The organism is Deltaproteobacteria bacterium (genome assembly GCA_016874735.1).
Classification (GTDB): domain Bacteria; phylum Bdellovibrionota_B; class Oligoflexia; order Oligoflexales; family CAIYRB01; genus CAIYRB01.
Map to the genome: position 1 here is coordinate 1 of VGTI01000013.1, position 12,561 is coordinate 12,561.

The 12,561-nt window shown below is 50.5% G+C and carries 14 protein-coding genes; 7 read left to right on the top strand and 7 right to left on the bottom strand.

The genetic code is table 11. From position 1 onward, the window contains the following. Nucleotides 1–41: 41 nt before the first annotated feature. Nucleotides 42–587, top strand: coding sequence for a hypothetical protein (locus tag FJ146_08045; GenBank protein MBM4251908.1), 546 nt, complete (start codon nt 42–44; stop codon nt 585–587). 260 nt (nt 588–847) lie between these two features. After that, nucleotides 848–1,129 carry a transposase gene (locus FJ146_08050; protein ID MBM4251909.1) on the top strand — a complete coding sequence of 94 codons (282 nt, stop codon included), beginning with the start codon at nt 848–850 and terminating at the stop codon, nt 1,127–1,129. Nucleotides 1,130–1,514: 385 nt separating this feature from the next. On the opposite strand, the gene FJ146_08055 is transcribed toward FJ146_08050, so the two are convergent. Both FJ146_08055 and FJ146_08060 read right to left on the bottom strand, forming a co-directional pair. Beyond that, nucleotides 1,515–1,733 carry an antitoxin gene (locus FJ146_08055; GenBank protein MBM4251910.1) on the bottom strand — a complete coding sequence of 73 codons (219 nt, stop codon included), beginning with the start codon at nt 1,731–1,733 and terminating at the stop codon, nt 1,515–1,517. Further along, nucleotides 1,717–1,998 carry a BrnT family toxin gene (locus tag FJ146_08060; GenBank protein ID MBM4251911.1) on the bottom strand — a complete coding sequence of 94 codons (282 nt, stop codon included), beginning with the start codon at nt 1,996–1,998 and terminating at the stop codon, nt 1,717–1,719. The genes FJ146_08055 and FJ146_08060 overlap by 17 nt, the downstream gene beginning before the upstream one ends. A 61-nt stretch (nt 1,999–2,059) precedes the next feature. Between FJ146_08060 and FJ146_08065 the strand changes: the two genes are divergently transcribed. Continuing rightward, nucleotides 2,060–3,199 carry a hypothetical protein gene (locus FJ146_08065; protein ID MBM4251912.1) on the top strand — a complete coding sequence of 380 codons (1,140 nt, stop codon included), beginning with the start codon at nt 2,060–2,062 and terminating at the stop codon, nt 3,197–3,199. A gap of 147 nt (nt 3,200–3,346) precedes the next feature. Next, entirely contained in the window at nt 3,347–3,868 is a 522-nt protein-coding gene (locus tag FJ146_08070) for a hypothetical protein (protein ID MBM4251913.1), read from the top strand. A gap of 210 nt (nt 3,869–4,078) precedes the next feature. On the opposite strand, the gene FJ146_08075 is transcribed toward FJ146_08070, so the two are convergent. Together FJ146_08075 and FJ146_08080 are read right to left on the bottom strand one after the other, a co-directional pair. Next, on the bottom strand, nt 4,079–4,294 hold the full coding sequence (locus FJ146_08075; GenBank protein MBM4251914.1) for a BrnA antitoxin family protein: 216 nt from the start codon (nt 4,292–4,294) through the stop codon (nt 4,079–4,081). Continuing rightward, a complete protein-coding gene (locus FJ146_08080) occupies nt 4,278–4,562 on the bottom strand; it encodes a BrnT family toxin (protein ID MBM4251915.1) in 285 nt (94 codons plus the stop codon). The genes FJ146_08075 and FJ146_08080 overlap by 17 nt, the downstream gene beginning before the upstream one ends. Before the next feature lie 430 nt (nt 4,563–4,992). Between FJ146_08080 and FJ146_08085 the strand changes: the two genes are divergently transcribed. Next, nucleotides 4,993–10,248 carry a hypothetical protein gene (locus tag FJ146_08085; GenBank protein MBM4251916.1) on the top strand — a complete coding sequence of 1,752 codons (5,256 nt, stop codon included), beginning with the start codon at nt 4,993–4,995 and terminating at the stop codon, nt 10,246–10,248. Between the two features lie 231 nt (nt 10,249–10,479). Here FJ146_08085 and FJ146_08090 read toward each other — a convergent pair whose 3' ends face one another. After that, complete coding sequence (locus FJ146_08090; protein MBM4251917.1) at nt 10,480–10,839, bottom strand: winged helix-turn-helix domain-containing protein; 360 nt, start codon at nt 10,837–10,839, stop codon at nt 10,480–10,482. Then, on the bottom strand, nt 10,829–11,134 hold the full coding sequence (locus FJ146_08095; protein MBM4251918.1) for a hypothetical protein: 306 nt from the start codon (nt 11,132–11,134) through the stop codon (nt 10,829–10,831). Before FJ146_08095 ends, FJ146_08090 begins: the two co-directional genes overlap by 11 nt. 43 nt (nt 11,135–11,177) lie before the next feature. Between FJ146_08095 and FJ146_08100 the strand changes: the two genes are divergently transcribed. Beyond that, complete coding sequence (locus FJ146_08100) at nt 11,178–11,744, top strand: hypothetical protein (GenBank protein MBM4251919.1); 567 nt, start codon at nt 11,178–11,180, stop codon at nt 11,742–11,744. A gap of 2 nt (nt 11,745–11,746) precedes the next feature. Then, on the top strand, nt 11,747–12,082 hold the full coding sequence (locus FJ146_08105; GenBank protein ID MBM4251920.1) for a hypothetical protein: 336 nt from the start codon (nt 11,747–11,749) through the stop codon (nt 12,080–12,082). A gap of 25 nt (nt 12,083–12,107) precedes the next feature. On the opposite strand, the gene FJ146_08110 is transcribed toward FJ146_08105, so the two are convergent. Further along, nucleotides 12,108–12,554 carry a hypothetical protein gene (locus tag FJ146_08110; protein MBM4251921.1) on the bottom strand — a complete coding sequence of 149 codons (447 nt, stop codon included), beginning with the start codon at nt 12,552–12,554 and terminating at the stop codon, nt 12,108–12,110. Nucleotides 12,555–12,561 lie beyond the last annotated feature (7 nt).

The following is a 12,561-nucleotide window of genomic DNA, read 5'->3' on the forward strand; positions in this document are numbered from 1 at the left end:
CAAGCAGAGAAAAATCCCTAGAGTGATGCTCGTGATAACTCGTGGCGTTGGCTGCTAGCAAAAAATTGAGCGGCAAGGATGCGTATTGTTTTTTCACTTGCTTTCCTACAGACGGGATTGGGACGACGGCGCCAGGCACAAATCTGGCGGTCAACGGCTCTCTCGCCGCGAACAACTCACCCTTAAGCGTGGTGATATCGAAGTCAGCAGCTTGGATCGTGACCTATAACTCCAGTATCGTTGGACTTACCTGGAACTCCTTCAACGGCGGCGACGGTGCGACCGGCACTTTGAAGCTGGGTTACCTAACACTCGGTAGTAAACTCCATATGCTACTGTCGGGCGGTGGAGCGACGAACGGCGCCCTGAAGGTTATCAAGCTGGTCCGCGCCTCAGATAACACGGTACTAATTAACACCAACTTGGGGACGGTAACCGGTGTTAATAATAATACGAACCCAACTGGAGCAGCCATTGATACATCTGCCTATTCTGGAGAGACCGTGTATATGCAACTCGAGGACAACGACGTTGGATCCTGGGGGTGGATTGCATTGTTCTTAAACTCGGTGTTTGTCGAGCCTTAATGCGGGGCTGACCTAGGGTATGGCAAACCTGAAAAGCACGTCCATGTCGCCAGACGCTAGTGATTCTTGGGTTCTTGGTGTCAGGTGCTTGGTGTCACCCGCTATTCTTTTGGTGTATTTTGGCGGGGAGGGCGACATGTTATTGGGTAGGCATTGCAGCTGGTCCTGCTGAAGCAAATAAGAGTTAGTCATAAGATTATCCGTATGACTATCTCTTAATCCCGCCGCCGCCCATCGGCCTGCTTCAGCATTGCGCAATTATGGCCCAAAAGATCCAGGTCATCACTGGGGTCGAACGCCGTCGTCGGTATAGCATCGAAGGGAAGCGGCGCATAGTCGACGAATCCAACGAACCACTAGCTTCGGTCTCCGACGTTGCTAGACGTAATGGGGTGGCAGTTAATCTCCTGTTCGCATGGCGTAAGGCGTTTGGGCTTGGCTCAGAGGAGATCCCGCAGTTCATCGTTGATCTTGGCCTGGGTCCTAGAGTTACGGCCTTGAGGCAGCAAGTGGTTGCTGCCAAGTTACATTCTGGAGCGTGACTTGCGAAGTTTCCCGACTCTGTCCGATCAGAAGTTCTGTCACTTCTCGGCGCAGGCTTGAAAGCTGCCGAAATATGTATGGCTACAGTGATCGGTACACTGTCCAATCCAGATGGAGCTACCCCCGACACTCACGCCACAATGGTACAAAGTACCACAACCATGAGCTTTACTTTGAGAATGTGGCGAGTAGATGTAAATAGCGGATGGGCCAACACAACGTATTTTAACTACATAATCCTGTACTGACTCTTCTGAACGGGCAAGATGCGGCACCTTTGAGCATGAGGTATCCGGCCAGGAATCGACTAACCACACAGCCCCAGCGCTTCAAACCTGCTTTGTCCAGGTGACATCGCTGAATTGATTCACCGCTTCAATAAGTTTACGCTACCCACTTCATTGAAATTTTTCTTTTATGCTTCACACAGTCGAGCAAATAGAGATCAATTAACTTCTGGTACGGTATATCGGAATCTTCGGCGAGCTTCTTGAAGTAGTCGATTACAGCCGGACTTAGATTGATCCCAACGAGCTTCTTCTTTTGCTTCGGGTAAGGATTCTTGACCTCTTTCATTTTCGCTAGATCATATTCTTTTTTCATAGAAAATCCTTTCACGCTTGGTGGCTTTCCGGGCGGAAATAATTCGGATGACTGTGTCTTCGTCGCGATAACAGTGGACAACTACTATAATACCAGAATGCAAACTCATTCCGACGAGGATAAATCGCTCTTCGTCCGAAGAATCCTCGACAAATAATCGGCCAAATGCATCATCAAATACTGATTGCGCTTCTTCGAACCAAATTCCATGCTTCGCTCGGTTTGACTTGTTCTTAGACTCATCCCATTCGAATCTTATAGCCATGAAAACCCCTCAACGCAACCTCAATGTATATATTATATCTATATAGGATATTGGTCAATAGATGGAGCGACTGGAGGCTCGGAATTTCGGCAACGCAGGCAACGTAGGCATCGGTACAACTTCACCAAGCGCAAAACTTCATGTAGCTGGTACCGCCGGTACTGATGGCATCATGTTTCCCGATGGCACTTTACAGAAGACTGCGGCCATAGGATCCGGATCTTCGCAGTGGACAACGTCAGGGAGCAATATCTACTTCAACGCTGGGGGCGTAGGCATCGGCAAAACGTCACCAATTGTTGCTCTTGATGTCGCTGGATCGATAAATATGTCTACAGGGAACGCGCTTCGTGGCAATGCCAATTGGCTCATCGGCAACGATGCCAATGGTACAATATGGGCTGGTTCCACCGCAGTCGCCAATGACATTCGCTTTGACTCGTCGGCAGGAAACATAGCCACCTTCAAAAGTAACGGCAATATCGGAATTGGAACAACTTCTCCTGCGGTCGCGCTCGAAGCCTATGGAACTACCGGATACCCCGCCACCAGTGGTACAGCGCAAACCGGGATTGCGCGGTTCTCTGGCTCTAATAACAACGTTCTCGATGTTGGGCAGGCGAATGGCGGTCCTTGGGGTGTCTGGCTCCAGGGTACGGATCGCAGCAATTTGGCCACGAAGTATCCGATCATATTGCAGCCGAATGGCGGCAATGTCGGTATCGGGACGACGGTTCCATCAGACCTTCTACACATAAAGGACGGTAATTTAAGACTTGATTACTATGCTACAGGGACGATGCCTAGAAGCGCCGGAACCATCAATTTTTATGACCGTGGCTTTCCTTTGGCCGTGATACAGGCAGTTGAAGAGGGACCCAATTATGGCTATCAATCGGGGCTTTCATTTTACACGAACCCTGGATCAGGCGATGGATCGACGATGGCCGAGAGAGTTAGGATTTCAAAAAGCGGCAACGTCGGGATAGGGACGACTGCACCTGCAACACTTTTTGAGGTTGGTGGCGTTGCGATGTCACGGGGTTCCACCGTTAAAAGCGCAGATGGAAACACCTGTTATCAGGTCATGGTCGACAATAGCGGTAGCCTCAATTCGGTTAAAGTCAATTGCAGTACACTTGCAAAACTTGAACTCATAAATGTCTCAGGCGCTTGGACGATGCCCGATGGCACTTACTGAACATCTTGTAACGCGTACTTAGCCTCAAGTTATTATACGAGCCAGGGCGACGGTCTCCACTGGATCGATACCGATGGCGTCGGCGGCAATGCAGCGTTCAAAGCATGGTGCGACATGACCTACGACGGTGGTGGTTGGACGCTTGTCATGCGCATCAAAAATGATAATACTTTAGCTTACTCGAGTGCCTACTGGACTAATACAACTTTATTTGACGAAGACATCGGCGGCTCTCAGAAACCTTGGCTCAACTACAATGGCAAGTTCAATGCGTGGAATAACGTCACTGGAACCAACCTCCGCGGATGTCGTGGCGCGCCTGGACCGAATCTCTGCTTATCCCAAAGTTGGACCGGTGCCGTCATTGCGTATAGTTTGTTTAATGCCGCCTACAAGGCCGGCACCATAACGCGTGCTCAGGTTATCGCACTTTTCGGAATCGAAGACACTGCCGAACCAAACTGCAATGCCAGTGGTATAAACTATAATGGCGGAGCGCCAACGCGGTTTGGTTTTCAGGGCAACAACGAGGCCGACTGCAACACCAACGATACTTCCTGGGGATTCGGAATCAGTGGTTACACTGGAACATGCGGCGCCGGAGTCGTCACATACAACGGAGGAACCGGCCGCACTTACTGCCAACACGCGACGATGTGGGTCAAATAATCTACGCTGAATTAAGCACGAATTTAAACTTATTTCGGTCCGCGCCGTTCGGGTGGATACTCTGCTCTAATATCGATTCGTTGGATCCACTTCGGAAACTAAGACCCATCGACCGTGCGGATTGCATCATCACGTTGAACTAAAGTTAAGCACGGTCTACCAAAAACAGCGGACGACAAGGACGCGTGCAATAGTGGATTTCACGAGCTATCATTTCTTGCTGCCAGATAGCGTGATGGTGCCATCCTCATTAGCAAATTTACGCAAAGAGAGATTAATCAAGGTCTGGTAGGGAATGCCTGCAGCCCTGGACATTCGTTCGAAATATTCAAGTATGTCAGCATCAATCCTTAGAGTTCGCTGCAACTTCTTGGGGCGGTGGAATTTTCCCCGAACACCACCTGTAAAATCATATTCCTTCTTCATATTGCTTCGCCTCCCTCTTTGTGGCACGCCGTGCGCTTATAATCCTGATCAGCTCTTTGTCAGTTGTATCCCGCCAGGTGTGGATCACAACTAATGTCCGCTCGTCGGCAGCCAACCCTATTGTGACCCACCGCTCCTCGTGCGAGCTACCATGATCCTCGATTGAAATCGCATATGGGTCATCGAACACTGTTGCAGCGACTTCAAAAGATACCCGGTGTTTCTTAATATTGGCTGCGGCCTTCGACAGGTCCCATTCAATTCTCATCCAAGCACCTCGTTGATCAGCTCGAATTCTCCCACCTATATTACAATGTCACTACAATATAATTCAAAGAAGATTAATTTTTTAGTCGTCACCAATCGCTAGAATTGGGACAGAAAGGTGCTATGGGGGCGATTGATGCAACCTGTGGCAGTCAAGGCGAGTCTTACCATAGGCTGGTCCGTGAGTCTTACGTTCTTGATGCGAAGATCGCAAAACTTGTCCGAAGATGCGCAAAACTGACATGACTCAATAGCGCCTCACCAAAAATCTTCTGGCGAAACGCTTCTAACGCCCCGAAACTAAGAGCATATTTGCCACCTATTTTTTGGCCTCAAGATTTCCCCGTCCCTGCCGATGGAAATCCTAAAGATGGCAGGGCTTTACGGCCCTGATCCCGGAGCACCGAGTGCCCCTCACGGCAGGGGGATGATTGCAGTCCAAACTGAGACAGATCAAACGAATACTAAACACCGCGGCTTTATCGTGCTGCGTTTGGTTAGCTGTTACCTCGTCCCAGCCCACACTTGCCGACACACCTAGCTTTCCCCTCAGCTATGCAGCCAGACTGACACAAAGTAGCGGTGCACCTGTCGAAGAAACGGTCTCAGTTGAGGTCAGGTTTTATCAGGCTGCCGTTGGGGGATCACCAAGGGGCCGCGTCTTTAGCTTTAATGATATCTCTGCATCTCAGGGTGTGCTCTCCCTAAACTTCGATCTCACGGCGTCTGAGATCGAGGCCATTTTTGGCGATGGATCTCAGCCCGTTTACATTGAGCTGACCGTAGGGGGTAAGACCTATCCGCGGCAGCAGTTTAGCTTCGTGCCCTACGCGATGCGCATTCCCGTCGATGATAAGACGCTGGCCTTTAACGGCGACGGCAAACTCTCGCTGGCGACGAATGGTAGCAGCGGCGCTGGTAAGTACCTGACCACCGATGGCGGTGGCAAGCTCATATGGTCAGTGCCTCCGACGGTGACCGAGCAGGATATCAAGCCCACGGCCACGCCGACTTTTGCTGGGCTCTCCGTAGGTGGCGACCTAAAGATCACGGCGGCTAAGACTCTGGGACTCGGCATTTTTGATAACACGAGTGAAGCCTCTATGATTGCCGCGCTCAACGGCAGTGGCACCGGCTCCCCCGACGTGGGTAAGACCTGGTACAACTCCAGCTCTAATCAAATTAAATTCTGGGACGGCACGCAGTCACGATCCCTAGGTGTATCAGGCTCAGGTCTCTCCAGTCTCAACGGCCAGTCGGGTAACAGCCAGACCTTTACGGTCACGAATACCGGTACGGCACCGGCAATTAACTCAACCGCGAATATCCACACGCTGAGTATCCCTCTGGCATCGGCGGGAGCGATGGTGACAGCTGGTCTGATATCCAACACGGATTACCAGGCATTTAGTGGCAAGCAGGCAGCAGGCAGTTATTTAAGTGGCCTCACTGGTGACGTCACGGCTGCAGGTCCTGGCAGCGCAGCAGCCACTCTATCCAACACAGGTGTGGCAGCTGGTACGTACACGAAGGTCGTGACCGATGCTAAAGGCCGCGTTTACTTAGGTGCGACACTCTCGGCCAGTGATATCCCGCCGCTGTCAGCGTCGAGTATCACCAGTGGTGTCCTGCCAGTCAGTAACGGTGGTACAGGGGCTTCAAGTTTCACTAATAACGGTGTGGTACTTGGGAATAGCAGTGGCAATCTTTTGTCCACTGCTGCAGGTACAGCGTACCAGAGCCTAGTCGTCCCGAGTGCTGGTGGGACGCCGTCGTTTGGAGCTATTGATTTATCGCAGGCTGCAGCTGTCACAGGGATATTACCTACAGCGGCTGGTGGTATTGGGCTCAGCTCAACGGCGACGTTTCCATCGAGTGGTGTGGTGGTCACACAAAGCGCGTCTGAGACATTGAGTAATAAGACTTTGGCCTCGCCCATCGTCAATGCAGGGACTATGAGTGGTGCGTCGCTTATCACCGGCTCTACGGTGGTTAACACGACTGGCACTGTAACTGCGGCTGCCGGCCAATTTAATGGTGATGTCACGATTAGTGGCAACGGTGTCACTGGCAACAAGCTGGTGATGCACGATAATGGTACGACTAACTTTGTAGCGTTGAGAGCACCCGACACTTTAGCTGCTTCTACCTCGTGGACCTTACCAGCGAGCGATGGGACTAGCGGTCAGGTATTGATCACTAACGGCTCTGGTGGCTTGTCGTGGGCTTCAGGGTTAGCACCGACTGGTGCTGCTGGTGGAGACCTGACAGGCAACTTCCCGAATCCTTCACTAGCAGCAACTGGAGTTGCGGCAGGTACCTACACTAAGGTCGCGACAGATGCGAAGGGGCGTATTTACTCCGGCGGCGCACTCGCGGTTGCCGACATCCCTTTACTTCCCGCGTCGATTATCGGCTCTGGTACCGTGCCTGTGAGTAACGGTGGTACCGGAGCCTCTAGCTTTACTAACAACGGCGTCGTATTGGGCAATAGCAGCGGTAATCTTTTGTCCACGGCTGCGGGTGCTGCGTACCAGAGCTTAGTCGTGCCGAGTGGTGGTGGGACGCCGTCGTTTGGAGCTATTGATTTATCGCAAGCTGCAGCGGTCACGGGGATACTACCTACAGTGGCTGGTGGTATTGGGATTAGTTCCACGGCAACCTTTCCGGCCTCTGGTGTGGTGGCTACTCAGGCAGCAGTAGAAACACTGAGCAATAAAACTTTGGCTTCGCCCATCGTCAATGCAGGGACAATAACCGGTGCATCGCTTATCACCGGCTCAACAGTGGTTAACACGACTGGCGCTGTAACTGCGGCTGCCGGCCAATTTAATGGCGACATAACGATCAGTGGCAACGGTGTCACCAGCAACAAACTCGTGATGCACGATAAGGGTACGACTAACTTTGTAGCGTTGAGAGCACCCGATACTTTAGCTGCCTCAACCTCGTGGACCTTACCAGCGAGTGACGGGTCTAGCGGTCAAGCATTGATTACCGACGGCTCTGGTGGCTTGTCGTGGGCATCGGGATTAGCACCGACAGGCGCCGCTGGTGGCGACTTAACGGGTAACTTTCCGAATCCGACGCTAACGACGACTGGCGTAGCAGCTGGCACTTACACCAAGGTCGCAACTGATACGAAGGGGCGGCTGTATTACGGTGGTGCGCTGGCGGTCGCCGATATTCCGACGCTGCCGGCATCGATTATCGGCTCTGGTATCGTGCCTGTGAGTAACGGTGGTACCGGAGCCTCTAGCTTTACCAATAACGGCGTTTTACTCGGTAACAGCGGCGGTAATCTTTTTTCTACTGCGGCTGGATCTGCATACCAAAGCTTAGTCGTGCCAAGTGGTGGTGGGGCGCCTTCATTTGGCGCGATCAATTTAGCGCAAGCTGCAGCGGTCACGGGGATACTACCTACAGTGGCTGGTGGTATTGGGATTAGTTCCACGGCAACCTTTCCGGCCTCTGGTGTGGTGGCTACTCAGACTGCAGTAGAAACACTGAGCAATAAAACTTTGGCTTCGCCCATCGTCAATGCAGGGACAATAACCGGTGCATCGCTTATCACCGGCTCAACAGTGGTTTACACGACTGGCACTGTAACTGCGGCTTCCGGCCAATTTAATGGCGATATAACGATCAGTGGCAACGGTGTCACTGGCAACAAGCTGGTGATGTACGACAAGGGTACAACTAACTTCGTAGCGTTGAGAGCACCCGACACTTTAGCTGCTTCAACCTCGTGGACCTTACCAGCTAGTGATGGGACTAGCGGTCAGGCATTGATCACTAACGGCTCTGGTGCCTGGTCTTGGGCATCGGGCTTAGCACCCACAGGACCTGCTAGTGGCGACTTAACGGGTAACTTTCCGAATCCGACGCTAACGACGACTGGCGTAGCAGCTGGCACTTACACCAAGGTCGCAACTGATACGAAGGGGCGGCTGTATTACGGTGGTGCGCTGGCGGTCGCCGATATTCCGACGCTGCCGGCATCGATTATCGGCTCTGGTATCGTGCCTGTGGGCAACGGCGGTACGGGGGCTTCGAGCTTCACTAACAACGGTGTTTTGATTGGAAATAGTAGCGGCAATCTTTTATCTACCGGTGCTGGAGCTGCGTACCAGAGCTTAGTCGTCCCTAGTGGGGGTGGAGCGCCCTCATTTGGAGCTATTGATTTATCGCAGGCGGCGGCTGTGACTGGCGTGCTCCCCACATCTGTCGGTGGCACTGGAGTCGTTTCATCGGCTACTTTTCCGTCGAGTGGAGTCATAGTAACTCAGACTGCAGTGGAGACGCTGAGTAATAAGACTCTAGTATCGCCGATTATATCAGCAGCGACGATTGATGGTGCGTCAGTCATAAGCGTCACTGGGGCAGTATCGGGTGGTAATGGATATTTTAGTGGAAATGTCGGGATTGGGACGACGGCGCCGGCTAAATCACTGCATGTTAGCGGAAATAACAGCAACGATATTTCAATCCGTCTGACTAACTCAGCAGGTACAGGCGCCGATTTCTCGATCGGTGCCCTGGCCTCAGCAAGTTACGCTCCAGGGGCATTCTCGATTTGGGATAACAATGCAAGTGCGCCGCGATTAAATATTTCGTCTACTGGCAACGTCGGGATAGGGACTACGGCCCCGGGTCTCCCGCTTGATGCTCGCGGCACGTATAACGCACCTGCTTCCTCGGGTTCGACCCAAAATGGTGTGTTGAGAATAGGTGCGACAAATGCCTACACGCACGTCTTAGATGTGGGGGCCTATTCGACGGCTCCCTATGCAATGTGGCTACAAGCAAATCAATCGATAAACCTAGCACAGACTTTTCCTATCGTAATGCAGCCAAATGGAGGCAACGTCGGGATAGGGACTACGGCGCCGAACTCTCCGTTACATCTCCAGTCATCGAACTCTTCTAATACTCCGATCGGAGCTATCACATTAGCCAGATATTGGGCATCCTCTACAGACGTTAGAGCTAGTTCCATTTTTCATTACAACAATAGTTCCTCCGGTGGCGGTGATCAGCTTGTATTCGCAGTTTCTAGTGCGAATGCACCAAACCAGATATCCGAAGCGAAGATGGTAATCCAGAGTAACGGCAACGTCGGGATTGGGACGACGGCGCCAAGCCAAAAGCTGTCTGTTTCCGGCATTATTGAGTCTACGACAGGAGGAATGAAGTTCCCTGATGGAACTACGCAAACTACTGCATCGAGTAGTGATGCGTATTTTCTGGTTATGGATCAGAAGGCATCCGGAACTGATGCAGGTTCGTCCACATCAGGAACTTGGATGACACGAACATTAAACACCATAAAATATAACCCTGGTGGACATGTCTCATTGTCACAAAATCAATTGACATTGAGGGCCGGCACTTATCGGTGTCGAATTACTGTGCCAGCCAGTTCCGCAATACGTCACCAGGCTCGTCTAAGAAATGTGACCGACGGAGTAACTATCGATGTTGGAACAAGCGAATACAACTCTAGTCAAGATTCCTTGCCGACTTCTACCAGTTCGGTCATATTCAGCTTATTTACGATCGGCACCGGTAAGGCGATTGAGATCCAGCACAGAGTTCAGAACAGTGACGCCGGCGACGGGCTAGGAGTAGCTGCCAACTTCGGGGAACCCGAAATATATACTGTTGTCGAGTGTATACGTTTATGATCTGTTATTTGTAGCTTTTCCCTAAATGCGAGCTGTAGTCAGCGACCGGTAATTATACAAGTTTAAGATTTTCACTTTATTGTAAGCGGTAGTGATCGGATATTAGATATTGGTCGCTGTTCACTTTCCGAAAATAACTGCATTCATAATTTTTTCGCTCTTCTGTAGAAAAGTGTAAGTGTTCTTATCCACAATCTAGACTGCTGCACGCGGTAATCAGAAATTATTATTTTATGCCGCTAACACAATTTCCGTAAACAGAGCTACTGGAGCGGCGGCACGTCGAGGCCCCGCCTTTTTAAGCTCGATAAGTCCGAATTCAGCGAGAATATTCACATCACGATAAACATTCTTAAAGTCGCGTCCAACTGCGCGAGCCAATTCCTGAATCGACTTTGGTTTCTCTGTTCTTATGACGCGCATTAACTCGAGCCGGGACGCTGTAATAACCTTACCTAATGTTTCAAAATCAGGGAAACATATGGTTTCGATGCCTAGCTTTTTCTTGCCTGGTTTAGCTAAAGCATTGAAAGAACGATTTAATGACTTCGATGATGGCTCGACCACCAACAAAACCTTCTTAGTCTTCATAAATGAAACCCTCCTCTGCGATCATGGCTAAAATATCCTCACGAAGGGCATTAATGCCCCTAAAGACATAGCCAACTTCCCGCTCACCGATGTGTAGATGCGGTCCCTTTGGCTGGTGATTATCAAAACCAAAAATAGTTTTACCTGCTTCTGAAAGCCAGGCCCGATACTTGATGCCTTCAGGATAAGATCGATTCACTGGCACACGCCAAATCGCGACTTCAAAAATCCCGAGTCGGGACGATGCTTTATGCGTTAAAACCACTTTTTGATGGAACAATTTCTGAGCTTTCATGCTCGCTCCTTCTGATGGTTAAATTGCCATCAGAAGGGGTAAGGTGTCAATCCAAATGGCCGAAATTGACTGCCCTTTTCAAGTAATCTGGGCGGACCGGTATACCGGCAATGTCGGTATCGGCACTACGTCACCTGCAGCTAAACTCGATATCAACGGCACGGTTGCGGTCAACGGCAACAAGACCATTATGTGGCAGGATTTTGCGACACCTCTCACAGTGGAATTCAGCTTTAGTAACTCAACGCCACAAAACGTGGCACTAACCGGGGTGCCCGCAAATGCGAGGTATATTCTCGCTAATGTGTTCCTCACTACAAATATTTCGGATCACTTTAATATGCTTCTCGGCAGATCGGTGACAAGTACAACTAGCTGGGTTGGTACTCGCGGTGCGCGGCCGTCGACGTCTTTCAATGACAACCAGGCACAGCACAAAGTTTTACTTACGTACTTCGGTGAAACAGATAATTTTTCATCTTATTTCGGCACTTGGTACTCATCACAGATAATCCCTATTAATGCCAACAGCACTTTGGACGCCGCCTCTGCGGGTAACAGTAATTCAAGTGGCTGGGTTTACATGGTGATCCGAGCGTACTCCTATTAGGCATGAGACTGATACAATTGTCTGCGGGTAACACCGGGTCTCTTGCGGTCACATTTACCGGTACAGTGCCGTCGATAAAAGCAACCGCTAATATCTATACGCTGAATATCGCTCTGGCATCAACGGGATCCTCGGTAACAGCTGGTCTCATCTCTAACACGGATTACCAAGTATTTAGCAGTAAAAAAACAGCTGTCGTTTGGGGCGATCAACTTATCGCAAGCGGCTGCTGTGACTGGGATGCTCCCAACAGCGGCCGGTGGTATTGGGCTCAGCTCATCAGCGATGTTTTCATCGAGTGGAGTAGTAGTTACATAGTTGTTCTTATCCATGTTTAAGACTGATGTCCAAGGTAAGCGTCACTTAGGCTGCAATCGGCACCGGCCCTTTTGGTTCGTCAAGATCACCGGACAATACCAGGATTACAGTCTCAGTAGGAATTTGTGATTTATTTAAATATTCGTACATAAGGATGCGAACACCAGCCTCGACAGCGCTCGACATACCTGTAGCATCGGCTCTTTTCTTCTCCCATTTTGAAACCATGCTATGACCACTAAGTCCAAGCCTAAGACCTAAATCCTCTTGTTTTAATCCCATATAATTGCGAACAAAAGAAAGATGCGCTCCACTAAATTTAAAGTTCGCACTCAAAAGTGCAAGGAAGGCCTCATCTTGGAGTTTGCGGTGATTAATGTTCGGGACCAACTCGCCCATCACTTCTTTGACTTCGACACTCCTAAAAATCACTGGGAAGCCGAGACCACCATAAATAAAATTTTTAACCACTTTGTTATATCGGGCCTTCATATGCTTT

What these genes read in the sequence shown, in the direction of transcription:
- FJ146_08110 (MBM4251921.1), bottom strand. Translation starts at nt 12,554, where the DNA reads ATGAAGGCCCGATATAACAAAGTGGTTAAAAATTTTATTTATGGTGGT.
- FJ146_08095 (MBM4251918.1), bottom strand. Translation starts at nt 11,134, where the DNA reads ATGAAAGCTCAGAAATTGTTCCATCAAAAAGTGGTTTTAACGCATAAA.
- FJ146_08065 (MBM4251912.1), top strand. Translation starts at nt 2,060, where the DNA reads ATGGAGCGACTGGAGGCTCGGAATTTCGGCAACGCAGGCAACGTAGGC.
- FJ146_08105 (MBM4251920.1), top strand. Translation starts at nt 11,747, where the DNA reads ATGAGACTGATACAATTGTCTGCGGGTAACACCGGGTCTCTTGCGGTC.
- FJ146_08075 (MBM4251914.1), bottom strand. Translation starts at nt 4,294, where the DNA reads ATGAAGAAGGAATATGATTTTACAGGTGGTGTTCGGGGAAAATTCCAC.
- FJ146_08090 (MBM4251917.1), bottom strand. Translation starts at nt 10,839, where the DNA reads ATGAAGACTAAGAAGGTTTTGTTGGTGGTCGAGCCATCATCGAAGTCA.
- FJ146_08080 (MBM4251915.1), bottom strand. Translation starts at nt 4,562, where the DNA reads ATGAGAATTGAATGGGACCTGTCGAAGGCCGCAGCCAATATTAAGAAA.
- FJ146_08060 (MBM4251911.1), bottom strand. Translation starts at nt 1,998, where the DNA reads ATGGCTATAAGATTCGAATGGGATGAGTCTAAGAACAAGTCAAACCGA.
- FJ146_08050 (MBM4251909.1), top strand. Translation starts at nt 848, where the DNA reads ATGGCCCAAAAGATCCAGGTCATCACTGGGGTCGAACGCCGTCGTCGG.
- FJ146_08055 (MBM4251910.1), bottom strand. Translation starts at nt 1,733, where the DNA reads ATGAAAAAAGAATATGATCTAGCGAAAATGAAAGAGGTCAAGAATCCT.
- FJ146_08070 (MBM4251913.1), top strand. Translation starts at nt 3,347, where the DNA reads ATGCGCATCAAAAATGATAATACTTTAGCTTACTCGAGTGCCTACTGG.